Raw genomic sequence first — 25,556 nt, 5'->3', positions numbered from 1 at the left:
CCCATGTGATACCGAGGACGCGCGGCGTCGTGCCGCGGCAGGTGGTCCGTCCGTTTCGCATGCTGGGCGAGCTTCGCCAGGGCGGTTTCCTTCGGCTCACGGTTCATCTCTATGGAATCACTGCGCATCTACAACACGCTCGCGCGTGACAAGCAAGTTTTCGTGCCGCGCCAGTCAGGCGAAGTGCGGATGTACGTATGCGGGATCACCGTCTACGACTATTGTCACGTGGGCCACGCGCGCATGCTGGTCGTGTTCGACCTCGTCCAGCGCTGGCTGCGTGCGATCGGCTATCGGGTCACGTACGTGCGCAACATCACCGACATCGACGACAAGATCATCCGCCGCGCGGTCGAGAACGGCGAGACGATCAAGTCGTTGACCGACCGGTTCATCGGCGCGATGCACGAGGATGAGGCGGCGCTCGGCATCCAGCGGCCGGACATCGAGCCGCGCGCGACGCAGTTCATTCCGCAGATGCTCGGGATGATCGAGCAGCTCGAGGCGAATGGCTACGCGTACCAGGCGACCGACGGCGACGTCAATTATTCGGTGCGCAAGTTCGCGAACTACGGGAAGCTGTCGGGCAAGTCGCTCGACGATCTGCGCGCGGGCGAGCGCGTCGCCGCGAACGATGCGAAGGAAGATCCGCTCGATTTCGTGCTGTGGAAGCGCGCGAAGTCGGACGACCCGGAAGGCGCATCGTGGGCATCGAAGTACGGGATGGGCCGGCCGGGCTGGCACATCGAGTGCTCCGCGATGGGCTGCACGCTGCTCGGCGAGCATTTCGACATCCACGGCGGCGGCCAGGACCTGCAATTCCCGCACCACGAGAACGAGATCGCGCAGAGCGAAGGCGCGACCGGCCAGACGTTCGTCAATTACTGGATGCACAACGGCTTCGTGCAGGTCGACAACGAGAAGATGTCGAAATCGCTCGGCAACTTCTTCACGATCCGCGAAGTGCTCGAGCGCTACGACGCCGAGGTCATGCGCTTCTTCATCGTGCGCACGCATTACCGGTCGCCGCTCAACTACAGCGACGTGCATCTCGACGATGCGCGCGCGTCGCTCACGCGCCTGTATACGGCGCTGAAGGATGTCGAGCCCGACGCGCTCGCGCTCGACTGGAACGAACCGCATGCGCAGCGTTTCGCGGCCGCGATGAACGACGACATCAACACGCCGGTCGCGGTGGCGACGCTGTTCGAGCTGGCGGGCGAAGTCAACCGCACGCGCGATGCATCGCTCGCGCGGCAACTGAAACAGCTGGCGGGCCTGCTGGGCCTGCTTGGCCGCGAACCGCGCGCGTTCCTGCAGCAGGGCACGGGTGCCGCGCAGGCAGGCGGGCTCGCAGCCGACGAAATCGAAGCGAAGATCGCCGCGCGTGTCGCGGCGAAGCAAGCGAAGGACTATGCCGAAGCGGACCGGATTCGGGCGGAACTGCTCGACGCCGGCATCGCACTTGAAGACAAACCGGGCGGATCGACCGAATGGCGTCGCGTATGAGCGCGGTGCGTTCCACTGACCGATCCGTCAGGTAGGAGGCAAGATGGCAACGGCCAGAAAAGCGCCGGTCAGGCGCGCGACTCCGCTCGCCGCGCGTCCGGCGGCCAAGCGCGCGCCAGCGGCGAAGGCGGATGCGACGCGCGCCGTGCCGAACGGCGCGCTCAACGGTCATGCGAAGCCCGCACGCGGGAAGGGCGCGGACGCGGCACAGCCGGAGGTCGCGATGGCGGCCGCCGACGCGGCCCGCAAGGTGCGTGCTGCCGATGCGGCAATCGACGGCGCCGATGGTGTCGTGCGCCCCGCATACTGGGACAAGGCGTGCGCCGATCTCGTCAAGCGCGACCGCATCCTGAAGAAGCTGATCCCGAAGTTCGGCCCAGCGCATCTCGTGAAGCGCGGCGACCCGTTCGTCACGCTCGCGCGTTCGGTCGTCGGCCAGCAGATTTCGGTGCCCTCCGCGCAGGCGCTGTGGGCGCGCATCGAGGATGCGTGTCCGAAGCTCGCGCCGCAGCCGGTCATCCGGCTCGGGGCGGACAAGCTGATCGCGTGCGGATTGTCGAAGCGCAAGACGGAATATATTCTCGACCTCGCGCAACACTTCGTGTCCGGCGCGCTGCACGTCGACAAATGGACGTCGATGGACGACGAGGACGTGATCGCCGAACTCACGCAGATCCGCGGCATCAGCCGCTGGACGGCCGAGATGTTCCTGATCTTCAACCTGTCGCGGCCGGACGTGCTGCCGCTCGACGATCCGGGCCTGATCCGCGCGATCAGCGTCAATTACTTCAGCGGGGAGCCCGTCACGCGCAGCGAGGCGCGCGAAGTGGCCGCCAACTGGGAGCCGTGGCGTACCGTCGCGACCTGGTACATGTGGCGCAGCCTCGACACGCCGGACGCCGACGCCGATTGACGGCTATCGGGTTTTAAACATCAATAGTTGAGAACCGGTCTTGCACGTCGCCCGCGCGGGTAGAATACGCGCTGCCGCAAGACCCAAGGATTCGAACACATGAAGACCACGTTTCTGGATTTCGAACAGCCGATCGCCGAACTCGAGGCCAAGATCGAAGAGCTGCGATTCGTGCAGGACGACTCGGCTGTCGATATTTCGGAAGAAATCGAGCGTCTGTCGAAGAAGAGCCAGCAACTGACGAAGGACCTCTACGCGAATCTGTCGCCGTGGCAGGTCTCGCAGATCGCGCGGCATCCGCAGCGTCCGTACACGCTCGATTACGTTGCGGAACTGTTTACCGATTTTCACGAACTGCATGGCGACCGCGCATTCGCGGACGATCTTTCGATCGTCGGCGGTCTCGCGCGCTTCGGCGGCCATCCGTGCATGGTGATCGGCCATCAGAAGGGGCGCGACACGAAGGAACGCGCGGCGCGCAACTTCGGGATGCCGCGTCCGGAAGGCTATCGCAAGGCCGAACGCCTGATGCGTCTCGCCGAGAAGTTCGGGCTGCCGATCTTCACGTTCGTCGACACGCCGGGCGCGTACCCGGGCATCGGCGCGGAAGAGCGCGGCCAGTCGGAGGCGATCGGCCGCAACCTGTACGTCATGGCCGAACTGAAGACGCCGATCATCACGACCGTGATCGGCGAGGGCGGTTCGGGCGGCGCGCTCGCGATCGCCGTGGCCGACACCGTGATGATGCTGCAGTTCTCGACCTATTCGGTGATCTCGCCGGAAGGCTGCGCGTCGATCCTGTGGAAGAGCGCGGCGAAGGCGCCCGAGGCAGCGGAAGCGCTGGGCCTGACCGCGCATCGCCTGAAGGCGCTCGGCCTGATCGACAAGATCATCAACGAGCCGCTCGGCGGCGCGCACCGCGATCCGAAGGGCATGGCCGCGCTGCTGCGCCGTGCGCTCGCCGATTCGCTGCGTCAGTTCCAGGGCATGAGCATCGATGCGCTGCGCGAGCGCCGCTTCGAGCGCCTGATGGCCTACGGCAAGTTCAAGGAAACCACGCCCGGCGCATGACCGGCGTGTTCGCATCGCGCGCCGTCCGGCGCGCGTCTGTCTCGTGATCCCCTCGACCGAATTCTCCGCCGACCGCGTCGTTCTCGACGCGGTCGGCGTTGCGCTTGCCGATCTGCCGGCCGATGCGCGCATCGCGATCGCGTACAGCGGCGGCCTCGACTCGACCGTGCTGCTCGACGCGGCCGTGCGCGTGGCGGGCGCATCGCGCTGCGTCGCGCTGCACGTGCATCACGGCCTGAGCGCGAACGCCGACGCATGGGTCGCGCATGCGCAGGAGGAGGCCGAGCGACTCGGCGTCGTGTTCGAATTTGAGCGTGTCGACGTGCCGCGCGACAGCGGCCTCGGCATCGAGGCGAGCGCGCGCGAGCGCCGCTATGCGGCGCTCGACGTGATGTGCGAACGTCATGGCGTGGCCGCGCTCTGGGTCGCGCAGCATGCCGACGACCAGGCGGAGACCGTGCTGCTGCAGTTGCTGCGCGGTGCGGGGATCGCCGGCCTGGCCGCGATGGCGCCGCGATATCGCCCTGACGGTGCGAGCGTCGAGCGCGTGCGACCGCTGCTGCGATTGTTGCGCGCGCAACTGGAGCGCTACGCCGCGCAGCGCGGGCTGACGTGGATCGACGACGAATCGAACGCCGACACGCGCTATGCGCGCAATGCGCTGCGCCTTGACGTGCTGCCGTCGCTTGCCGTGCATTTCCCGGGCTTTCGCGATGCGCTGGGCCGCGCGGCCCAGCATGCGGCCGCCGCGCAGCGGCTGCTCGACGATCTCGCCGAACTGGATTTCGCCGGCGCCGCGCGTGAGGACGGCCGCGCGCTGTCGCGCGATGCGCTGGTCGCGTTCGACGACACGCGCGGCGCGAACCTGCTGCGTTTCTGGATGCGCCGGCTCGGCTTGCCCGGCGCATCGGCAGGGCGGCTCGCGAACATGATGCGGCAACTGCGCGCCGCGCACGACGCGCATGCGCTGCGGGTCGATCACGCCGGGCAGTGTCTGCGGCTCTATCGCGACACCGTGTACTGGGAGGCGGGCGACAGCGCCGAGCCGGCCGACGACGGCACCGGAACGCCGCATCCCGAATCCTCGCTTGCGTGGGACGGCCAGGAAGTCTGGCACGTACCGGCATGGCGTGGCACGTTCGTGTTCGCGCCGGCCGAAGCCGGCAGCGACGGTGCGGTGCCGGAGGCGTTGCTGCGAAGCGCCGCGCTTGCCGCGCGCGCCCGCGCGGGCGGCGAGCGGCTGCGTACGTCACCTGGCGGCCCGGGCCGCACGCTGAAGAATCTGTTCCAGGAGCGCGGCGTGCCGGCCTGGCAGCGCGACGTGCCGCTGCTGTTCGCGGGCGACCGGCTCGTCTACGTGCCGCGGCTCGGCGTGAATCATGGCGACGGGCTGTCCGGCGACGGCGGGTGGCGCCGGATCGAGTGGCGTCCCGACCTGCTGATCGCGTAGCGGCGGCACGCTTCCGGCCGCGCGATCGCGCGCCGGTTTTCACCATTTGGTAAACAGCGCCGGAACGCTTGCCAAACCGGCGGGCGGCTTGTCAAGCGGGCCTCTATCGGGTACGCTCGGTCGTTTGCTCGGCTCGATTTTTGAGCGATTTGTGCAGGTTTTCCGCGTGACGTACCGGTTTGCGCGGCCTGATCGGCCTTCCGGGCAAAATCCGTCACGCTTGCGTGTTGCGTCCCAGCCGTCCCCCTCGTCGTCCGTCCACAGCCACAAGCCGCGTGACCGAACGGCAACTCGGCCTGCCCTGCGCGCCCGTGCGGCTTCTCCTTCAGTTCAGAACGACAATGGCACTCATCGTACACAAATACGGCGGCACTTCGATGGGCTCGGTCGAGCGCATCAAGAACGTCGCGAAACGCGTCGCAAAATGGCATCAGGCCGGGCACCAGATGGTGGTCGTGCCGTCCGCGATGTCCGGCGAAACCAACCGCCTGCTCGGTCTCGCGAAAGAGATTTCGAGCCAGCCGAGCCCGCGTGAGCTCGACATGATCGCGTCGACCGGCGAGCAGGTCAGCGTCGGCCTGCTGTCGATCGCGCTGCAGGAAATCGGCGTCGAAGCCGTGAGCTATGCCGGCTGGCAAGTGCCGATCAAGACCGACAGCGCATTCACGAAGGCGCGTATCCACTCGATCGACGACGAGCGCGTGAAGGCCGATCTGAACGCCGGCAAGGTCGTGATCATCACGGGCTTCCAGGGCGTCGATCCGGATGGCCACATCACGACGCTGGGCCGTGGCGGCTCGGACACGTCGGCGGTGGCGGTCGCGGCCGCGCTGGATGCCGAAGAGTGCCTGATCTACACCGACGTCGACGGCGTCTACACGACCGACCCGCGCGTGGTCGAAGAGGCGCGTCGCCTCGATCGCGTGACGTTCGAGGAAATGCTGGAAATGGCCAGCCTCGGCTCGAAGGTCCTGCAGATCCGCTCGGTCGAATTCGCCGGCAAATACCAGGTGAAGACGCGCGTGCTGTCGAGCCTGACCGATCCGCTGATTGCGCTCGACGAAGAAATGCGCTCGGGCACCCTGATTACTTTTGAAGAAGACGAGACCATGGAAAAGGCAGTCATTTCCGGCATCGCGTTCCAGCGCGACGAAGCCCGCATTGCGGTCATGGGCGTGCCCGACAAGCCGGGCATCGCGTATCAGATTCTCGGCCCGGTCGCCGACGCGAACGTCGACGTCGACATGATCATCCAGAACCAGAGCGTCGAAGGGAAGACGGACTTCACGTTCACGGTTGGCCGCGGCGACTACCAGAAGGCAATGGACATCCTCACCAACCAGGTGCAGGGCCATGTGAGCGCCGAGCGCGTGCAGGGCGACCCGAAGGTGTCGAAGGTGTCGGTCGTCGGCGTCGGCATGCGTTCGCACGTGGGCGTCGCGAGCAAGATGTTCCGCACGCTGTCGGAAGAGGGCATCAACATCCAGATGATCTCGACGTCCGAAATCAAGATTTCGGTGCTGATCGACGAGAAATACATGGAGCTGGCTGTCCGCGCGCTGCACAAGGCATTCGAGCTCGATCAGGCCGCGTGAATTTTTCGTGATGCATTGAAGAAAATGCATCATGGAAATTGACCAACGGCTCCAAACCCTATATGATCTTGTTCTCGTCGCACTGCCTCCCTGGTGCGAGCGAAAGTTTGGGAGACGTGGCCGAGAGGTCGAAGGCACTCCCCTGCTAAGGGAGCATCTGGGCCAAAACCTGGATCGAGGGTTCGAATCCCTCCGTCTCCGCCAAAAGCGGTGACAAAGCCCCGCAAGTTCTCGGACTTGCGGGGCTTTTTCTTTTGCCGCTCCGATTACGGACCTGCCGCCCGGCGCCACGCTTCGTCCGGACAGCCAATCAATGCTCGACTTGAGCGGCGCTCATGCGCTAAATAGGCGTATCGCCTCGCGCGGCTCAACCCGGAGTTCCGGCACGCATGCATTCCGTACTGACCATCCTTTCGCATCGACCCGTCGACGGGCTCGTCGACAATCACGAACGCTACGCGCGGGGCCGCGGCTACCGGCACGCGATCGTCGACGGCACGCACGTATATGGCGAGCGCCAGCAGGTGCTGCACAAGTACCACGCGATCATCGCGCAGCTCGTCGCGATGGAGCAGGGCGCGTTGCTGCTCGTGCTCGATCCGTTCTCGGTGGTGTTCGGCCAGCATGCGTTGCCGGATGTCGCCGACGGTTATGACGCGATCGTCACGACGCAGACGTCGAAATCGCCGCTGCCCGCCGCAAGCGGCATGATCTTTCGCAACGTGCCCGACGTGCGAGAGCGCTTGCGCAAGCTGGTGGTCGAGCTGGGCAAGTGGGCAATGCGCCTGCCCGAGCGGCACCATGCGTGCGAGGCGACGCTGCTTGCCGAGCACTTCCCGCCGCTGCCATTCGATCAGCCGCTCGCGACCGGCTATTTCGCGTCGGCCCAGACGGTGTGGGGCGATGGGCTTGCGATCGACGAGGTCGTCGGTGCGCATCCGCTCGTGGCGCACCAGGCGCCGGAATGGCAGCAGATCGATGGCGTATGGGCACCGACGCCCGACTACGACTTTCGCTATGTGCTCGCGCTCGTCGACGATGCGGCGCGCGTTCAGCGAGGCGAGCAGCCGCGCGCAATGGACGACTGGCGCGCCGCGCAGCAACGAACGCGCGAGCCGGTGCGGCACCTGAACCCGCATGCAGACATCGCGTTCGTGAGTCTGCATACGTCGCACATCGCCGGTTACGGCGATCTTCACGAAGAGAACTTCATTCGCTATTGCACGCGACACGGCTATGCGTACCACGCGTATCGCGAACCGCCCGCGTTCCTGCCGGCCGGCGTCGATGCAAACTGGGCGAAGCTGCACCTGATTCGCGAACATCTGCCGGATCACGCGTTCGTGTTCTGGGTCGACGCCGACATCCTCGCGATCGACCAGCGGCAGACGGTCGACAGCGTGATCGACGGCCGCGATTTCGTGATCGGCACCGACCACACGGCCTGGGCGATCAACTCGTGCATGATCGGCGTGCGCAACGTCGCGCCGATGCGCGAACTGGTCGAGCGCATATGCGCGCGCATCGAGAGCTTCGACGATCGGTCGTCAGTCTATGCGAGCGGCGGCGACCAGCAGGCGATTTATGTCGAACTGCTGGAGGCGGGCATGATCGACGCGCGCTACATCGTCGATGCGACGTCGCTCGCGTCGTCGCCCGTCTATGCGACGCAAGACAGCCGTTTCGTCCATTTCCCCGCGCAACACAACCACTACCGCGCGGTGACGATGCGCGTGTGGGACCGGCTGAGCCATCAGCGCTAACGGAACGGAATGCGCCGCGACTTCCGGATTCCGGATCGCGGAGATCGTCGGTCATTGAAGTAAAAATGAAAGCGTCGATGTAAGGATTGAATCGAGTCCCGTTCATCCTTCCCCGCATTCACCTCCTTGCGCTCCGAAGCATCGGCTTCAGACAAAAATGCGGCATCGCACCGATTCACGCGACCGACGCCGCGTCGCAATACAAAAAATTACTCATAAAAATCAGCGACGTATCTGAGCATCGTGAAACGCAGCTTTGCTGCGATGCAAAAAATAATCAGTCGCCTTATGCTGGTTAACCCGATTGCGCTTGAGCGGCGTCAAACTTTGCGCTGATTCCGCTTTACATTTTGCCAACAATGGCGATCCACGAAATCTATCTGTCGATTTGATTTCGTTCCCTTCGTCACGCCTGTTCCCAATGCAGTGCGCGACCTTCTCAAGGCCTGTTGACATGCATGATTTCCCCTTTCTGAGCCTGGCGATCTGGGTTCCGATCCTGTTCGGCGCGTGCCTGCTGCGCGCCGGTTCCGACCGTCATCTGCGGCGCACGAGGCTGATCGCGCTCGTCGGCGCGTTCGCGGGGCTCGCCGCCGTCGCGCCGCTCGTCGCCGGCTTCGATTCGCACTCGGCCGCGATGCAGTTCGCCGAAACCCGCAACTGGCTGGCGGCGTTCAACGCCGGCTGGCGCGTCGGGATCGACGGCGCGTCGCTGTGGCTCGTCGTGCTGACCGCTTTCACGACGCTCGTCGTCGTGATCGCGTCGTGGGAGTCGGTGACGGTGCGCGTCGCGCAGTACTACGCGTCGTTCCTGATCCTGTCGGGGCTGATGGTCGGCGTTTTCGTCGCGCAGGACGGGCTGCTGTTCTTCATCTTCTTTGAGGCGACGCTGATTCCGCTGTATCTGCTGATCGGCACGTGGGGCAGGGAGCACCGCGTCTACGCGGCCGTGAAGTTCTTCTTCATCTCGTTCGCGGGTTCGCTGTTGCTGTTGATGGCGATGCTGTACCTGTACGCGAAGTCGCATACGTTCGACATGAACGCATGGCGCACGCTGCAGCTCGGCTTCGCACCGCAGTTGCTGGTGTTCCTCGGTTTCTTCGCCGCATTCGCGGTCAAGGTGCCGATGTGGCCGGTGCATACGTGGCTGCGCGACGTCTATACGGACGGCCCGACGGGCGCGGCGCTGATGCTCGCGATGCTCAAGCTCGGCGGCTACGGCTTCCTGCGCTTCGCGCTGCCGATCACACCGGACGCGAGCCACTTCTTCGCGCCGGCCGTGATCGCGCTGTCGCTGTTCGCGATCGTCTACGCGAGCCTGATCGCGCTCGCGCAGACCGATCTCGGCAAGCTGCTCGCATATTCGACGGTCGCGCACATGGGGATCGTCACGCTCGGGCTGTTCCTGTTCAACCAGATCGGCGTCGAAGGCGCGATCGTGCAGCTCGTGTCGTACGGCTTCGTCGCGGGCGCGATGCTGCTGTGCGTGAGCGTGCTGGTCGATCGCACGAAGCAGCGCGAGATCGCCGCGTACGGCGGCGTGGCGGGTGTCATGCCGCGCTTCGCGACGTTCGCGCTGCTGTTCGCGATGGCCAACGTCGGCCTGCCGGGCACGTCGGGCTTCGTCGGCGAGTTCATGGTCATCATGGGCGCGATCCGCGTCAACTTCTGGATCGGCGCGATCGCGGCGCTCACGCTGATCCTCAGCGCGTCGTACACGCTGTGGATGGTCAAGCGCGTCGTGTTCGGCAAGGTCGCGAGCGCGCGCATCGCGAAGCTCGCCGATCTCAGCCGTCGCGAGATCGTGATGTTCGCGTCGCTCGCGCTGATCGTGTTGATGGTCGGCGTCGATCCGAAGCCGTTCACGGACGCGATCGACCCGACCGTCGCGCGGCTGATCGACGACGCCAGCCATTCGAAGCTGCCGGCCGGGGAGGGCGGCGCGACCGCGCAGGCGTACATGGCAGCGACGCACGGCTGATGGCGTGACGTCGCGAGCAACGACCGCATCGCACGACGACGCGGTCGTTGCACGCACATTCATCCGGTCGGGCGCGGGCGGCGTCCGGCCGGCTCGTGCTCGCCTTCCGGATGCGTGAAATTGCCCCGCGACAATCTGTCTCACAGCAGATTTTGCAATGATGATTTGCCGCATCCACCGGTTTTTCGTCGCACCCGCGCGACGTATGATTCGGCCACTTTCGTGGATCGAATGCGCATCGGGCATACGCAACGGATTCAATGACCCTCGGGCTGTGTGATGAAAAGAAAAGCTTCAAGAGGCTGGACGGCGCTGATATCGATCGGCGCGGCGCTGAGCCTGTCAGGCTGTAATTTAGATGTGCTAAATCCGAAAGGAAGCGTCGGCGCGGCGGAAAAGGCGCTGATCGCGACGTCGACATGGGCGATGCTGATCGTCGTCGTGCCGGTGATCCTGCTCACGCTGTGGTTCGCGTGGCGTTATCGCGCATCGAACCGCAACGCCGCGTACGCGCCGAACTGGTCGCACTCGACCGCGATCGAGGTCGTGATCTGGACGGTGCCGACGCTGATCATCCTGTTTCTCGGCGTGCTCACGTGGAAAACCACGCACGAGCTCGATCCGTACAAGCCGCTCGAGTCGTCGGTGAAGCCGATCGACGTCGAGGTCGTCGCGCTCGACTGGAAGTGGCTGTTCATCTATCCGGAACTCGGCATCGCGTCGGTGAACCAGCTCGCGATTCCGGTCGGCACACCGGTGAACTTCCGCATCACGTCGGATTCGGTGATGAACTCGTTCTTCATTCCGCAGCTCGGCGGCCAGGTGTACGCGATGGCCGGCATGCAGACGCGCCTGCACCTGATCGCCGACGAAGCCGGCGACTACGCGGGCACGTCCGCCAACTTCAGCGGCCGCGGCTTCTCCGACATGAAGTTCCGCACGCTCGCCGAGCCGCGCGAGCAGTTCGACGCCTGGGTGCAGAAGGTGAAGGCGTCGCCCGACCGGCTCGACGCGACCGTGTACGGCACCGTCGCGCAGCCCAGCGAGAAGGCGCCCGTGCGCTACTTCTCGTCGGTCGATCCGCGGCTCTTCCACAACATCATCGCGAAATACAACGATGGCCACGTCCTCGACCTGAAGGACGCCGCCTGCGGCACGAAGGGGTAACGCATGTTCGGCAAACTCACACTATCGGCGATCCCGTTCGATCAGCCCATCATCATGGGGGCGGGCGCCTTCATGGGGCTGGTCGTGCTGGGCATCCTCGCCGCGCTGACGATCACCGGCCGCTGGAAGTGGCTGTGGACGGAATGGCTGACGACGGTCGACCACAAGAAACTCGGCGTGATGTACATCATCGTCGCGCTGATCATGCTGCTGCGCGGCTTCGCCGACGCGATCATGATGCGCATGCAGCTCGCGCTCGCGTACAACGCGCCCGGCTACCTGCCGCCGCACCACTATGACCAGATCTTCACGGCACACGGCGTGATCATGATCTTCTTCATGGCGATGGTGTTCATGGTCGGCCTGATGAACCTCGTCGTGCCGCTGCAGATCGGCGCGCGCGACGTCGCGTTTCCGTTCATCAACTCGCTGTCGTTCTGGATGACCGCGGTCAGTGCAATCCTGATCAACGTGTCGCTCGTGATCGGCGAGTTCGCGCAGACGGGCTGGCTCGCGTATCCGCCGCTGTCGGAGCTGCAGTTCAGTCCCGGGGTAGGGGTCGACTACTACCTGTGGGCGCTGCAGATCTCGGGTGTCGGCACGCTGCTGACCGGCGTGAACTTCTTCGTGACGATCATCAAGATGCGCGCGCCCGGCATGACGCTGATGAAGATGCCGGTGTTCACGTGGACGGCCCTCTGCACGAACGTGCTGATCATGGCGTCGTTCCCGATCCTGACCGCGACGCTCGCGCTGCTCGGCCTCGACCGTTACCTCGGCATGCACTTCTTCACGAACGAAGCCGGCGGCAACGCGATGCTGTACCTGAACCTGATCTGGGCGTGGGGCCATCCGGAGGTGTACATCCTGATTCTGCCGGCGTTCGGCATCTTCTCGGAAGTCATCGCGACGTTCTCGAAGAAGCCGCTGTTCGGCTACAAGACGATGGTGTACGCGACCTGCGCGATCATGGTGCTGTCGTTCCTCGTGTGGCTGCATCACTTCTTCACGATGGGTTCCGGTGCGAACGTCAACGCGTTCTTCGGGATCATGACGATGATCATCGCGATCCCGACCGGCGTGAAGGTGTTCAACTGGCTGTTTACGATGTTCCGCGGCCGGATCGAATTCACGACGCCGGTGCTGTGGACGATCGGCTTCATGGTCACGTTCACGCTCGGCGGCATGACCGGCGTGATGATGGCGATCCCGGGCGCGGACTTCGTGCTGCACAACAGCCTGTTCCTGATCGCGCACTTCCACAACGTGATCATCGGCGGCGTGCTGTTCGGGTATCTCGCGGGCTTCAACTACTGGTTCCCGAAGGCGTTCGGCTTCAAGCTGAACGAGAGGCTCGGCAAGGCCGCGTTCTGGTTCTGGCAGGTCGGCTTCTACGTCGCGTTCGTGCCGCTCTACGTGCTCGGCTTCATGGGCATGACGCGCCGTCTGAACCACTACGACAACCCGGCGTGGCATCCATGGCTGCTGGTCGCCGCGTTCGGCGCCGTGCTGATCGCGATCGGCATCGCATGCCAGCTGCTGCAACTGGTCGTCAGCATCCGCAACCGCAACCTGCCGGCATACCGCGACACCACGGGCGATCCGTGGGGCGGCCGCACGCTGGAATGGGCGACCTCGTCGCCGCCGGCCGAGTACAACTTCGCGGTGATCCCGCAAGTGCGCACGCTCGACGCGTACGCCGACATGAAGGCGCGCGGCGACGGCCGGCCGAACCCGGCGACGATCCGCGACATCCACATGCCGTCGAATACGTGTGCGGGTCTCGTGGTCGCGATCTTCAGCCTGGTGCTGGGCTTCGCGCTCGTGTGGCACATCTGGTGGATGGCCATCGGCGGCCTGGTCGGCATCGTCGCGACGCTCGTGGTCTACAGCTCGCGCGACAACGACGGCTACTACATCCCGGCGTCGAAGGTGCGCAGGATCGAAGAGAAGCAACCGGCGGCACGCGTGGCCACGCATGTCGACGACGTGGAACTGGAGGCCAACTGATGTTGCAGAAAACCTTGAGCGCAACCCTGCTCGAGCACGACGACCATCCGCCGTCGCACTCGGTGTTCGGCTTCTGGCTGTACCTGATGACCGACTGCGTGATCTTCGCGGCGCTGTTCGCGACGTTCGCGGTGCTCGGCAACCAGTACGCGGGCGGTCCGACCGCGAAGGACCTGTTCGACATTCCGGGCGTCGCGGTCGAAACGGCCGCGCTGCTGCTGTCGAGCATCACCTACGGCTTCGCGATGCTGGCCGCGTACAAGCAGCGGCGCGGCGCGCTGCTCGCATGGCTCGCGGTGACGTTCGTGCTCGGCGCGGCATTCCTCGCGATGGAACTGCGCGAGTTCTCGCACCTGATCGCGGAAGGCGCGGGCCCACAGCGCAGCGCGTTCCTGTCGGCGTTCTTCACGCTGGTCGGCACGCACGGGCTGCACGTGACGGCCGGCCTGCTGTGGATGATCGTGCTCGGCGGGCAAATCGTATCGCGCGGCGGCGACCTGACCGATCGCGACCTGCGGCGCCTGACGTGCCTGAGCCTCTTCTGGCACTTCCTCGACATCGTGTGGATCTGCGTGTTTTCCTTTGTCTATCTCGCGAGCGTGATCTAAATGGCTCATTCGCATTCGTCTCAACTCGAAGAAGGGCACGGCAGCGTCGGCGGCTATGTCGCCGGCTTCATCCTGTCGGTCGTGCTCACCGCCGCGTCGTTCGGCCTCGTGATGGGCGGCGTGCTGTCGCCGCACGCATCGCTGATCGCGCTGGCCGTGCTCGCATTCGTGCAGATCGTCGTGCACCTCGTGTACTTCCTGCACATGAACGGTTCCTCCGGCCAGCGCTGGAACGTGATGGCGTTCAGCTACACCGTGCTGACCGCGGCGATCCTGATCGTCGGCACGCTGTGGGTGATGCACAACGTCAGCATGAACATGATGTCGCGCTGAACGTCATCGCGGCGCAGCGGACGATCTCCATGCGCTTGGTGCAAAAAAAGGCGGCACGCAAGTGCCGCCTTTTCTCATTTTTCGCGGCCCGATGCCGCATGACGTCAGTGTAGGCGGCGCGCGGGGCCGGGCGGGCGACGCACGGATGAAACATGTTTCACCCGCGTTCGCCCGATGCCGGATGAAGCTATTTTCATCTAACGCCGGATGGCGATCGGGCGTCTACGATAGTCGCGCGCGCATCGGATGCGCGCGTCGTGACATCCGTTGCGAGGACAGGCATGCGAGTACTGACGGTCGAAGACGATGCGGTGACCGCGAACGAGATCGTTGGCGAACTGACCGCGCGCGGATGTCGGGAAGAATGTCGGTCGGCGTGCGCAGTGCCGCGAGCGGCCCGTGCGGCAAGGCGGGCCGGGGAGCGAGGCGCGACGGCCGGGCGCCAATTGTTACAAGACGTTAGCGCGCGCTTCCCGTTGCGATGCTGCGCATCAGTTCTTACAAACTTGAAATATGCCGGGACGGCGCTTGTCGCTATAGTCGAATCACACATGAAACAACTCGAAGAGGAATCCATGAAGACTTTGCGTGTTGCCTCGCTCATGACCGGTATGACGGCCTTGCTCGTGTCGGGCGCAGCAATGGCGGGAGTCAATGTCGGGATCAACGTCGGCGTGCCGGCTCCGGTCTACGTCGCGCCCGCGCCCGTGTATGCGCCGCCGCCTCCGCCGGTCGTCTACCAGCCGGCGCCCGTGTATGCACCGGCGCCCATCTACGCGCCGGCACCGGCGATCGTGATCGGCTGGCACGGCGACCGTTACTGGGACGGCCGCCGCTACTGGGGCCGCGACGAGTGGTATCGCCATCATGGCCGCGGCTGGGACGGCGATCGCGGTCACGGCCATTGGGATAACGGCCGCCACAACGGCTGGCGTTGACCGACATGCGACGCACGCGTGCCGCGTGCGCGCATCAGACGAAGACCGCCCGCGTGGCGGTTTTCTTTTGCCTGCACGGGCCGCGCGCGGCGCTAGCGATGCGCCGGCACCACGCACCAAAAGCCGCAGGCTGGCTCGACGTCGAATTGAATGGGTAGAATCGACCCACGTTCCATCCCTCAATCGACCGACAGGGCCTCTATGACGAAGGGTTCGCCCCGGGCCGCCGCCGCGCGCACCCGCTTCGGCGCCGCGCGTGTAGTACGTGCCGCCGGCCGCACGGCGGCAGCATGGACAATACAGGCGGTACTCGCCGCGACGGCCGCACACGCGGCCCATGCGATCGCGCAGTACGGCGAGCCGAAATATCCGCCGGGCTTCAAGCATTTCGACTACGTGAATCCGGACGCGCCGAAGGGCGGCACGCTCGTGCTCGCGAATCCGAACCGGCTGACATCGTTCGACAAGTTCAATCCGTTCACCATGCGCGGCAACCCTGCGCCGGGCATCGACTTGCTGTTCGAGAGCCTTGCGACCGGCAGCATGGACGAACCGGCCTCCGCCTACGGGCTGCTCGCCGACGACATCGCGATCGCGCCGGACCGCCGCTCGGTCACGTTCCATCTGAACCCGCGCGCGCGCTTCTCGAACGGCGATCCCGTCACGGCCGAGGACGTCAGGTTCTCGTTCGACACGCTGAAGAGCAAGCTGGCCGCACCGCAGTTCGGCGCGTATTTCGCCGAAATCGCGAAGGCCGTGGTGATCGATCCTGCGACGGTGCGCTTCGAATTCCGCAGCGCGAACCGCGAGCTGCCGCTGATCGCCGGCGGCGTGCCGGTGTTCTCGCGCAAGTGGGGGCTGCGCGCGGACGGTTCGCGGATTCCGTTCGACCAGCTCGCGTTTGAACAGCCGATCGGCAGCGGTCCGTACCTGATCGAGCGCTACGACAACGGCCGCACCATTACGTACCGGCGCAATCCCGCGTACTGGGGCGCCGATCTGCCGGTGCGGATCGGCACCGACAACTTCGAGCGGATCGTCTACAAGCTGTACGGCGACGGCGTCGCGCGGCTCGAGGCGTTCAAGGCCGGCGAGTACGACGTGCTGGTCGAATACATCGCGCGCAACTGGACGCGCCGCGACGTCGGCAAGCGCTTCGACAGCGGCGAGCTCGTCAAGCGCGAATTCCGCCAGCACAACGGCGCGGGCATGCAGGGTTTCTTCATGAACCTGCGCCGGCCGCAGTTTCGCGACGTGCGCGTGCGCCAGGCACTCGATCTCGCGTTCGACTTCGAATGGCTGAACCGCCAGCTGTTCTATAGCGCGTACACGCGCCTCGACAGCTATTTCGCCGATACCGACCTGCAGGCGACCGGCACGCCGGGCCCGGGCGAGCTGAAACTGCTGGAGCCGTTGCGCGCGCAGCTCGACCCGGCCGTGTTCGGGCCGATGGTCACGCAGCCGAACACGAACCCGCCGGGCTCGCTGCGCGCGAATCTGCTGAAGGCGCGCGCGCTGCTCGCGCAGGCCGGCTGGACCTACCGGGACGGCGCGTTGCGCAACGCGCGGGGCGAGCCGTTCACGTTCGAGATCCTCGACGATTCGGGCGCGGCGATGGAAGGCGTCGTGACCGCCTATCAGCGCAACCTCGCGAAGCTCGGCATCGACGCGCGTTTTCGCACGGCCGATTACGCGCTGCTGCAGAAGCGGCTCGACGCATTCGACTACGACATGACGACAGTCCGTCTGCCGGGCGTGCAGGTGCCGGGCGCCGAGCAGTTCTCGCGCTACGCCAGCAAGTTCGCCGACGAGCCGGGCTCCGACAACATCATCGGATTGAAGTCGCCGGCCGTCGACACGCTGCTGCATGCGCTCGGCGCCGCGCAGACGCGCGACGACCTGCTCGACGCGACGCATGCGCTCGATCGCGTGCTGATGCACGGCTATTACGCGATCCCGCAGTGGTACAGCACCACGCACCGGATCGCATACAAGCGCACGCTCGGCTATCCGCAGACGCTGCCGCTGTACTATTCGGCCGAGGGCTGGGTCGTGTCGACCTGGTGGGCCAAGCCCGATCACTGAAGCCTGCCGGCCCTTCGTTCAACCCAGCCTATCGATCGCGAGTCGACGCCCTATGTGGAGCTACATCCTCAAACGCCTGCTGCTGATGATCCCGACGCTCGTCGGCGTGCTCACGCTCACGTTCGCGGTGATCCAGTTCGTGCCGGGCGGCCCAGTCGAACAGGCCGTGCAGGAACTGCGCAAGGGCGCGACGGAGCAGGGCGCGGCGCCGTTCGGGATGCGTGCGCATACCGGCGTCGACGCGCAGCAGCTCGCGCAGCTCAAGGCGCTGTACGGCTTCGACAAGCCGCCGCTCGAGCGTTACTGGCTGATGCTGAAGCGCTTCGCGCGTTTCGATCTCGGCGACAGCTACTTCCGCCACCAGAGCGTGTGGTCGCTGATCGTGCAGAAGCTGCCGGTGTCGATCAGCATCGGGTTGTGGACGTTCTTCGTCACCTATCTGATCTCCGTGCCGCTCGGCATCGCGAAGGCCGTGCGCAACGGCTCGCCGTTCGATGTCGCGACGAGCCTCGTCGTGCTGGTCGGCTACGCGATTCCGGGCTTCGTGCTCGGCGTGCTGCTGCTCGTGCTGTTCGGCGGCGGCTCGTTCTGGCAGTTGTTCCCGCTGCGCGGGCTCACGTCGGACAACTTCGCCCAGCTGTCGCTCGCCGGCAAGGTGCTCGACTATCTGTGGCACATCGCGCTGCCGATCACCGCATCGGTCGTCGGCAGTTTCGCGGTCATCACGATGCTCACGAAAAACGCGTTCCTCGACGAAATCCGCAAGCAGTACGTGCTGACCGCGCGCGCGAAAGGGCTCGCCGAGCGCACCGTGTTGTGGAAGCACGTGTTCCGCAACGCGATGCTGCCGCTGATCGTCGGGTTTCCGGCCGCGTTCATCGGCGCGTTCTTCACGGGCAGCCTGCTGATCGAGACGCTGTTCTCGCTCGACGGCCTCGGGCTGCTGTCGTACGAGTCGGTCGTGCGGCGCGACTACCCGGTCGTGCTCGGCACGCTGTACCTGTTCACGCTGATCGGACTCGCGACCAAGCTGATCTCCGACCTCTGCTACGTGTGGGTCGACCCGCGCATTCAATTCGACAATCTGGAGCGCTGACATGAAACCGTCCGCCAGCACGCCGCTCGCCGGCGCGCCCGTCCGCCTGCCCGCGCTCGCCGGGCGAGGTGCGCGATGAACCGGGCCGTCGTGTCGTCCCGCATCGACGCGGCGCGCGCGCGCGTGTCGCCATCGCCCGCGCGCCGTGTCTGGCAGCGCTTTCGCCAGCAGCGTCTCGGCTACTGGAGCTTCGTCATCTTCGTCGTCGCGTTCGCCGCGAGCCTCGCGGCGCCGCTATGGTCGAACGACAAGCCGCTCGTCGTGCACTACGACGGCCAGACCTATTTCCCGATGTTCCATGCGTATCCGGAGACGACCTTCGGCGGCGACTTCCCGACGCCGGCCGACTATCTCGATCCGTACGTCCGCAAGCGGCTCGAGGCGCCGGGCAACTTCGTCGTCTATCCGCCGAACCGCTATTACTACGACACGCTGAATTACTTTTCGACCGTGCCGAACCCGGCGCCGCCGTCGCGCGCGAACTGGCTCGGCACCGACGCGCAGGGGCGCGACCTGCTCGCGCGGCTCGTGTACGGGTTCCGCGTGTCGGTCGAGTTCGGGCTGATCCTGACCGCGATCGGCACGCTGCTCGGGATCGCCGCGGGCGCGGTGCAGGGCTTCTTCGGCGGGCGCATCGACATCGTCGGGCAACGGCTGATCGAGATCTGGAGTTCGCTGCCCGAGCTGTACCTGCTGATCATCTTCGCGTCGATCTTCGAGCCGAGCTTCCTGCTGCTGATCGTGCTGCTGTCGCTGTTCGGCTGGATCGGCCTGGCCGACTACGTGCGCGCCGAATTCCTGCGCAACCGCACGCAGGACTACGTGCGCGCGGCCCGGGCGATGGGCCTCACGAACTGGCAGATCATCTGGCGCCACGTGCTGCCGAACAGCATGACGCCCGTGATCACGTTTCTGCCGTTCCGGATGAGCGGTGCGATCCTCGCGCTCACGAGCCTCGACTTCCTCGGGCTCGGCGTGCCGCCGCCGACGCCGAGCCTCGGCGAGCTGCTCGCGCAGGGCAAGGGCAATCTCGACGCATGGTGGATCTCGCTGTCGACGTTCGGCGTGCTGGTCGCGACGCTGCTGTTGCTGACCTTCATGGGCGACGCGCTGCGCAACGCGCTCGACACGCGGATCGCCGACTCGGTGCGCGCGGCGGGAGGCCAGCGATGAGCGACACGGTCGTATCGAACGCGGGCGAACCGCTGCTGTCGCTCGAGCATCTGCACGTGCGCTTCGGCGACACGGTGGCCGTCGACGACGTGACGCTCGCGATCGGCCGCGGCGAGCGCGTCGCGCTCGTCGGCGAGTCGGGGTCGGGCAAGAGCGTGACCGCGCTGTCGATCCTGCGGCTGCTGCGCGACGCCGACGTGAGCGGCACGATCCGCTTCGCCGGGCACGACCTCGCCGGCAAGAGCGAGCGCGAGATGCGCGGGCTGCGCGGCTCGGACATTGCGATGATCTTCCAGGAGCCGATGACGGCGCTCAACCCGCTGTACACGATCGGCGCGCAGATCGGCGAGACGATCGTGCTGCACGACGGCGTGACGGCGGGGGAGGCGCGCAAGCGCGCGATCGCGCTGCTCGCGCGCACCGGCATCGCGGAGCCGGAGAAGCGGGTCGACAGTTACCCGCATCAGTTGTCGGGCGGCCAGCGGCAGCGCGCGATGATCGCGATGGCGCTCGCGTGCCGGCCGCGCCTCTTGCTCGCGGACGAGCCGACCACCGCGCTCGACGTGACGATCCGCGCGCAGATCGTCGATCTGCTGCTCGAGCTGCAGCGCGAGGAGGCGGAAAAGCGCGGGATGGCGATCCTGCTGATCACGCATGACCTGAACCTCGTGCGGCACTTCGCCGAGCGGGTCGCGGTGATGGAGCACGGCAAGCTGGTCGAAAGCGGGCCGGTCGAGCGGATCTTCGCGGAGCCGGAGCATCCGTATACCCGGCGGCTGCTGAACAGCCGGCCGCAGCGCACGGTCGCGCCGGTGCTGCCGATCGCGCCCGTCGTGCTCGATGCGCGTCACGTCAGCGTGCAGTTCGCGCGCAAGCGGCCGGGCTTCGCGGGCTGGTTCGGCACGATGCCCGTGACGGCGGTCGCGGATGTGTCCGTGTCGGTGCGGCAGGGCGAGACGCTCGGGATCGTCGGCGAATCCGGCTCCGGGAAGTCGACGCTCGCGATGGCGCTGCTCGGGCTGCAACGGACGGTGCACGGCGAGATCGAATTCCAGGGGCGCGCGCTGTCGACCTACCGCGGCCGCGAACAGACCGCGCTGCGCTCGAACATGCAGGTCGTCTTTCAGGATCCATTCAGCTCGCTGTCGCCGCGTCACACGATTGAGCGGATCGTCGGCGAGGGGCTCGAACTGCATCGCCCGGAACTGACGCCGGACGCGCGTCGCGCGAAGTCGCTGGCCGTGCTGCGCGAAGTCGGCCTCGACCGCACGGTGCTGCATCGTTATCCGCACGAATTCTCGGGCGGGCAGCGCCAGCGGATCGCGATCGCGCGCGCGCTCGTGCTGGAGCCGCGCATCCTCATCCTCGACGAGCCGACTTCGGCGCTCGACGTGTCGATCCAGCAGCAGGTGCTGAAACTGCTCGCGAATTTGCAACAGAAATACAACCTCGGCTATGTATTCATCAGCCACGACCTGGAGGTGATCGGCGCGATGGCGCATCGGGTCGCGGTGATGCAGGGCGGGGCGATCGTCGAGTCCGGCGACGTGGCCGATATCTTCACGAAACCGTCACATCCTTACACACAAAAGCTGTTGAAAGCGGTCTGGAAAGCGTGATAAGCGTCCAATGGTCTGACTATCTCGATTGTATTTTTTAATTTGTTTTGACAAACGATTACGCGCTGGCTAGTATCGACCGAAATTTTCCGCCAATCAGCTGATTTTTAAGCACATTCCATCGACCAATGCAGCATCGATCCCTGACCCAGGCATGCGCGCGCACCCTCGCCGGGCTGTTCATCGGCGCCCTGTTCGCAGCAGCTCCCGGCGCGTTCGCCGACGAAGTCAGCAGTTTTAACCAGAATGTCACGAATTCGACTCAAATCGGGGCGAATTCCTCCCTCCAGCAGACCAGCGCCCAGCCGTCGAGCGGCGGCGCGAAGTCGTTCCTCGCCGGCATGGCCGGCAAGGCAGGCGACGTGGTCGTGGGCGCGCTGAACATGATCGGCGTGCGCTACCGCTGGGGCGGCAACTCGCCGGATTCCGGCCTCGACTGCAGCGGTTTCGTGCGCTACGTGTTCCAGGACACGCTCGGCATGTCGCTGCCGCGTCGCGCGGAAGAGATGAGCCGCGTCGGCGAGAAGGTCAGCATGAGCAACCTGAAGCCGGGTGACCTCGTGTTCTTCAACACGATGCGCCGTACGTTCTCGCACGTCGGCATCTACATCGGCGACAACAAGTTCGTGCATTCGCCGTCGACGGGCAGCACGGTTCGCGTCGACGATCTCGACAGCGGCTACTGGGAAAAGCGTTTCACCGGTGCGCGCCGGATCGAATCGGCCTTCCCGATGAAGGCCGACGACCTGCGTCAGCGCGTGCGCGCGACGCTCGGCGACGACGCGGCGAACGGCAGCAACTGACGCTCGCCGGCGATCGGCCCGGATCAAAAAACCCTGTCACCGAAAGGCGGCAGGGTTTTTTGCTTTGGGGCGCGCGAAAGTGGCGGGGAGGCGGTGCCTTCGTCGGCGCCGCGCCCCGCGTGCGTCCGCTTATGCCGCTACTGCCCCGCGGGCTGCGGCAAGCTTGCGCTGCAACTCGGGCATGATGCGCGCGACCGCTTCCTCGCCGGCGAGGATGGCCGCGTTGCGCTGGTTGAAGTCGCTGCCGCCCATCGCCGCGAGGTTCGGGCGGATCACGACGTCCGCGTATTTGTCGAGCTCGTAGGTCTTGATCGTCTGACCCATGATCGTGAAAGTCTGCAGCAGCATCTCGATCGGGTTGGTGGTCGCCGCGCCGTCCGGTCGCGACGAGATGTCGACCGCGATCACGAAGTTCGCGCCCATCTTGCGCGCGAACGACGCGGGCACCGGGCTCACGAGGCCGCCGTCGACGTATTCGCGGTTGCCGATCTTCACGGGCTCGAACACCGACGGCACGCTGCACGACGCGCGTACCGCAAGCCCCGTATTGCCCTGCTGGAACAGGATCGGCTGGCCGTTCTGCAGGTCGGTCGCGACGACGCCGAGCGGCTTCGCCATCTTTTCGATCGGCCGGTTGTTGAGCGTCTTGTTCAGGAAGTTCTGCAGCGCGATGCCCTGCAGCAGCCCGCGCGAGCGGAACGGCAGCGCCCAGTCGCTGATCGCCGCCTGATCCATGTCGAGCGCGATCTTGTTGATCTGCAGTCCGCTCATCCCCGCCGCGTACAGTGCTCCGACCACCGAGCCCGCGCTCGTGCCGGCGACGATCTCGACCGGGATGCCGCGCGCCTCCAGCGCCTTCAGCACGCCGATGTGCGAGAAGCCGCGGGCGGCGCCGCCGCCGAGCGCGATGCCGATCTTCACGGGCTTCTCGCGCGATTGCGCGGGATTCGCGGCGTTGTCGGGGCGGGACTTGTCGCCGAACGACGTGCAGGCGGCGAGGCTGGCGGATGCGCATGCGATCGTGAAGTGGCGGCGCGACAGGCGAGGGGACGACATCGAGTGGTTCTCCGGCGGCTTGGCGGCGGGCCGGACGGCCCGCGGCGGCGATAGGTTCCGAGCGGCCGTGCGGCGGAAACCGGGCGGCCGGCGCGGCGCCGGCTGGCGGCCGCGGCGCGCACATCATAAAGCAAGCGGCGCGCTTGGCGCGAAGACCGGCGCGAGTATAATTCCGGCTTCTTTCCCGTTCCGGGCGCGGCCGGCCCCATTGCTGTCCGGGCTGTCGCCGTCGATCCCGCGTCGAATCATTCATGCGCCCCAGGCGTTCGAGTTACCGTTTATGACCCGTCCTGTCCGTACCCGCTTCGCGCCGAGTCCCACCGGCTTCATCCACCTCGGCAACATCCGCTCCGCGCTCTATCCGTGGGCGTTCGCGCGCAAGATGAAAGGCACATTCGTGCTGCGTATCGAGGATACCGACGTCGAGCGCTCGTCGCAGGAAGCCGTCGACGCGATCCTGGAAGGGATGCAGTGGCTCGGCCTGGATTTCGACGAAGGCCCGATCTACCAGATGCAGCGGATGGACCGCTATCGCGCGGTGCTCGCGCAGATGCTCGAGCAGGGGCTCGCGTACCCGTGCTACATGTCGGCCGAGGAACTCGACGCGTTGCGCGAACGCCAGCGCGAGGCCGGCCTCAAGCCGCGCTATGACGGCACGTGGCGTCCGGAGCCGGGCAAGGTCCTGCCCGAGCCGCCGGCCGGTGTGAAGCCTGTGCTGCGGTTCCGCAACCCGCTGACCGGCACGGTCGTGTGGGACGACGCAGTGAAGGGGCGCGTCGAGATCTCGAACGAGGAACTCGACGACCTCGTGATCGCGCGTCCGGACGGCACGCCGATCTACAACTTCTGCGTGGTCGTGGACGACATGGACATGAACATCACGCACGTGATCCGTGGCGACGACCACGTGAACAACACGCCGCGCCAGATCAACATCCTGCGCGCGCTCGGCGGCGAGCCGCCCGTCTACGCGCACCTGCCGACCGTGCTGAACGAGCAGGGCGAGAAGATGAGCAAGCGGCATGGCGCGATGAGCGTGATGGCGTACCGCGACGCGGGCTTCCTGCCGGAGGCCGTCGTCAACTACCTCGCGCGTCTCGGCTGGTCGCACGGCGACGCCGAAATCTTCTCGCGCGAGCAGTTCGTCGAATGGTTCGACCTCGAGCATCTCGGCAAGTCGCCCGCGCAATACGACCACAGCAAGCTGAGCTGGTTGAATGCCCATTACATCAAGGAAGCGGACAACGCGCGCCTCGCCGCGCTGGCGAAACCGTTCCTCGACGCGCTCGGCATCGACGACGCGGCGATCGCGACGGGCCCGGCGCTCGACGCGGTGGTCGGCCTGATGAAGGACCGCGCGACGACGGTCAAGGAGATCGCCGAAGGCGCCGCGATGTTCTACCGCGTGCCTGCGCCCGACGCCGACGCGCTCGCGCAGCATGTGACCGACGCCGTGCGCCCGGCGCTGGCCGATCTCGTCGCCGCGCTGAAGACGGCCGACTGGACGAAGGAAGCGGTGTCCGCGGCATTGAAGGCGACGCTCGGCGCGCACAAGCTGAAGATGCCGCAGCTTGCGATGCCGGTGCGCCTGCTGGTGGCGGGCACGACGCATACACCGTCGATCGATGCGGTGCTCGTGCTGTTCGGTCGCGACGTCGTGGTGTCGCGTATCGAGGGTGCGCTGGCCTGAGGTTCGGGCGGGGCGAAGCCGCCCGTGCATGAGGTCACGACGGCTTCGCAAAAAAATTCGCTCGAATCGCAAAAAGGGTATTTACAAGTTTAAATTCGGTCCATATAATCTCATTTCTGTTCTGCAAGGGGGTATAGCTCAGCTGGGAGAGCGCTTGCATGGCATGCAAGAGGTCAGCGGTTCGATCCCGCTTACCTCCACCATCAGAGCAGAATAGATTGATTTGCGAAGCAGTGGTGGTAGTAATAAATGCTTCACAAAATGATTTAAAGCAGTTAGAATTTCGGCCTTCGCTGTTGATGATGAATGAATAGCGGAAGTCAGACAGATCTGAAAAGATTATGTCCCCTTCGTCTAGAGGCCTAGGACATCACCCTTTCACGGTGAGTACAGGGGTTCGAATCCCCTAGGGGACGCCAGATTCAGCGGCGTTTCGTAGTAGAAGTGTCGCGAGGCTTGCAGGAACGTAACCGACGTCCTGCAGGTAACGGTGCAGAAAGTTGGAGCGGTAGTTCAGTCGGTTAGAATACCGGCCTGTCACGCCGGGGGTCGCGGGTTCGAGTCCCGTCCGCTCCGCCAGAACGAAGCCCGTTCAAGACGTTTTTGAGCGGGCTTTTGTATTAAAGATGTAAGCAGTACGTTGTCCCCTTCGTCTAGAGGCCTAGGACATCACCCTTTCACGGTGAGTACAGGGGT

General features: G+C 65.4%; 20 protein-coding genes and 4 tRNA genes. 22 read left to right on the top strand and 2 right to left on the bottom strand.

What is annotated here, in order from left to right:
* Positions 1 to 111: 111 nt before the first annotated feature.
* From cysS to WS49_RS29480, 8 genes are all read left to right on the top strand, one after another.
* Complete coding sequence (gene cysS / locus WS49_RS29515; protein WP_059535773.1) at positions 112 to 1,509, top strand: cysteine--tRNA ligase; 1,398 nt, start codon at positions 112 to 114, stop codon at positions 1,507 to 1,509.
* A 43-nt stretch (positions 1,510 to 1,552) separates the two neighbouring features.
* Entirely contained in the window at positions 1,553 to 2,422 is an 870-nt protein-coding gene (locus WS49_RS29510; protein ID WP_059535770.1) for a DNA-3-methyladenine glycosylase family protein, read from the top strand.
* Between the two features lie 99 nt (positions 2,423 to 2,521).
* The gene (locus WS49_RS29505) at positions 2,522 to 3,493 is read left to right on the top strand and encodes an acetyl-CoA carboxylase carboxyltransferase subunit alpha (protein ID WP_006478433.1); all 972 of its coding nucleotides are present in this window, start codon (positions 2,522 to 2,524) and stop codon (positions 3,491 to 3,493) included.
* 43 nt (positions 3,494 to 3,536) lie between these two features.
* Positions 3,537 to 4,943 carry a tRNA lysidine(34) synthetase TilS gene (gene tilS / locus WS49_RS29500; RefSeq protein WP_059535768.1) on the top strand — a complete coding sequence of 469 codons (1,407 nt, stop codon included), beginning with the start codon at positions 3,537 to 3,539 and terminating at the stop codon, positions 4,941 to 4,943.
* Positions 4,944 to 5,284: 341 nt separating this feature from the next.
* Positions 5,285 to 6,538, top strand: coding sequence for an aspartate kinase (locus WS49_RS29495; protein WP_040144529.1), 1,254 nt, complete (start codon positions 5,285 to 5,287; stop codon positions 6,536 to 6,538).
* Positions 6,539 to 6,648: 110 nt separating this feature from the next.
* Positions 6,649 to 6,742 (top strand) — tRNA-Ser (locus WS49_RS29490).
* Between the two features lie 185 nt (positions 6,743 to 6,927).
* On the top strand, positions 6,928 to 8,301 hold the full coding sequence (locus tag WS49_RS29485; RefSeq protein WP_059535766.1) for a hypothetical protein: 1,374 nt from the start codon (positions 6,928 to 6,930) through the stop codon (positions 8,299 to 8,301).
* Positions 8,302 to 8,755: 454 nt separating this feature from the next.
* Positions 8,756 to 10,282, top strand: coding sequence for an NADH-quinone oxidoreductase subunit M (locus WS49_RS29480; protein ID WP_059535763.1), 1,527 nt, complete (start codon positions 8,756 to 8,758; stop codon positions 10,280 to 10,282).
* Between the two features lie 257 nt (positions 10,283 to 10,539).
* Here WS49_RS29480 and WS49_RS36270 read toward each other — a convergent pair whose 3' ends face one another.
* The gene (locus WS49_RS36270) at positions 10,540 to 10,743 is read right to left on the bottom strand and encodes a hypothetical protein (RefSeq protein WP_223965077.1); all 204 of its coding nucleotides are present in this window, start codon (positions 10,741 to 10,743) and stop codon (positions 10,540 to 10,542) included.
* Between WS49_RS36270 and cyoA the strand changes: the two genes are divergently transcribed.
* The 10 genes from cyoA (at position 10,643) to WS49_RS29425 (ending at position 22,114) form a co-directional block, all read left to right on the top strand.
* Positions 10,643 to 11,449, top strand: a complete 807-nt coding sequence (gene cyoA, locus WS49_RS29470; RefSeq protein ID WP_223965072.1) for a ubiquinol oxidase subunit II — start codon at positions 10,643 to 10,645, stop codon at positions 11,447 to 11,449. The genes WS49_RS36270 and cyoA overlap by 101 nt on opposite strands.
* A gap of 3 nt (positions 11,450 to 11,452) precedes the next feature.
* A complete protein-coding gene (gene cyoB, locus WS49_RS29465) occupies positions 11,453 to 13,459 on the top strand; it encodes a cytochrome o ubiquinol oxidase subunit I (RefSeq protein WP_059535761.1) in 2,007 nt (668 codons plus the stop codon).
* Positions 13,459 to 14,067 carry a cytochrome o ubiquinol oxidase subunit III gene (gene cyoC, locus WS49_RS29460; RefSeq protein ID WP_059535759.1) on the top strand — a complete coding sequence of 203 codons (609 nt, stop codon included), beginning with the start codon at positions 13,459 to 13,461 and terminating at the stop codon, positions 14,065 to 14,067. The genes cyoB and cyoC overlap by 1 nt, the downstream gene beginning before the upstream one ends.
* Positions 14,068 to 14,400: a cytochrome o ubiquinol oxidase subunit IV gene (gene cyoD, locus WS49_RS29455; protein WP_059535756.1), complete on the top strand. Its 333-nt coding sequence runs from the start codon at positions 14,068 to 14,070 to the stop codon at positions 14,398 to 14,400.
* A 575-nt stretch (positions 14,401 to 14,975) separates the two neighbouring features.
* The gene (locus tag WS49_RS29450) at positions 14,976 to 15,338 is read left to right on the top strand and encodes a hypothetical protein (RefSeq protein ID WP_059535918.1); all 363 of its coding nucleotides are present in this window, start codon (positions 14,976 to 14,978) and stop codon (positions 15,336 to 15,338) included.
* Positions 15,339 to 15,539: 201 nt separating this feature from the next.
* The gene (locus tag WS49_RS29445; protein ID WP_059535754.1) at positions 15,540 to 17,423 is read left to right on the top strand and encodes an extracellular solute-binding protein; all 1,884 of its coding nucleotides are present in this window, start codon (positions 15,540 to 15,542) and stop codon (positions 17,421 to 17,423) included.
* 52 nt (positions 17,424 to 17,475) lie between these two features.
* Entirely contained in the window at positions 17,476 to 18,519 is a 1,044-nt protein-coding gene (locus WS49_RS29440) for a microcin C ABC transporter permease YejB (RefSeq protein ID WP_059535752.1), read from the top strand.
* Positions 18,520 to 18,594: 75 nt separating this feature from the next.
* The gene (locus WS49_RS29435; RefSeq protein ID WP_059535750.1) at positions 18,595 to 19,692 is read left to right on the top strand and encodes an ABC transporter permease; all 1,098 of its coding nucleotides are present in this window, start codon (positions 18,595 to 18,597) and stop codon (positions 19,690 to 19,692) included.
* Positions 19,689 to 21,311: an ABC transporter ATP-binding protein gene (locus tag WS49_RS29430; RefSeq protein WP_059535748.1), complete on the top strand. Its 1,623-nt coding sequence runs from the start codon at positions 19,689 to 19,691 to the stop codon at positions 21,309 to 21,311. The genes WS49_RS29435 and WS49_RS29430 overlap by 4 nt, the downstream gene beginning before the upstream one ends.
* Positions 21,312 to 21,439: 128 nt before the next feature.
* Entirely contained in the window at positions 21,440 to 22,114 is a 675-nt protein-coding gene (locus tag WS49_RS29425; protein WP_059535746.1) for a C40 family peptidase, read from the top strand.
* Between the two features lie 129 nt (positions 22,115 to 22,243).
* Here WS49_RS29425 and WS49_RS29420 read toward each other — a convergent pair whose 3' ends face one another.
* Positions 22,244 to 23,170 carry a patatin-like phospholipase family protein gene (locus WS49_RS29420; RefSeq protein WP_059535744.1) on the bottom strand — a complete coding sequence of 309 codons (927 nt, stop codon included), beginning with the start codon at positions 23,168 to 23,170 and terminating at the stop codon, positions 22,244 to 22,246.
* 280 nt (positions 23,171 to 23,450) lie between these two features.
* On the opposite strand from WS49_RS29420, the gene gltX reads away from it, so the two are divergent.
* The 4 genes from gltX to WS49_RS29400 all read left to right on the top strand — a co-directional run bounded on the left by gltX (position 23,451) and on the right by WS49_RS29400 (position 25,439).
* Positions 23,451 to 24,860 (top strand): glutamate--tRNA ligase, encoded by a 1,410-nt coding sequence (gene gltX, locus WS49_RS29415; protein WP_059535742.1) that lies wholly within the window; start codon positions 23,451 to 23,453, stop codon positions 24,858 to 24,860.
* Between the two features lie 127 nt (positions 24,861 to 24,987).
* Positions 24,988 to 25,063, top strand: a tRNA-Ala gene (locus WS49_RS29410).
* A gap of 140 nt (positions 25,064 to 25,203) precedes the next feature.
* Positions 25,204 to 25,279, top strand: a tRNA-Glu gene (locus WS49_RS29405).
* An 83-nt stretch (positions 25,280 to 25,362) separates the two neighbouring features.
* Positions 25,363 to 25,439 (top strand) — tRNA-Asp (locus WS49_RS29400).
* The last annotated feature ends 117 nt before the right edge of the window (positions 25,440 to 25,556 follow it).

It is taken from the genome of Burkholderia sp. RF7-non_BP4 (genome assembly GCF_001521935.1).
Lineage (GTDB): Bacteria > Pseudomonadota > Gammaproteobacteria > Burkholderiales > Burkholderiaceae > Burkholderia > Burkholderia diffusa.
Note: the sequence above shows the minus strand (reverse complement) of the source record. Positions and strands in the feature narration are given on the sequence as shown.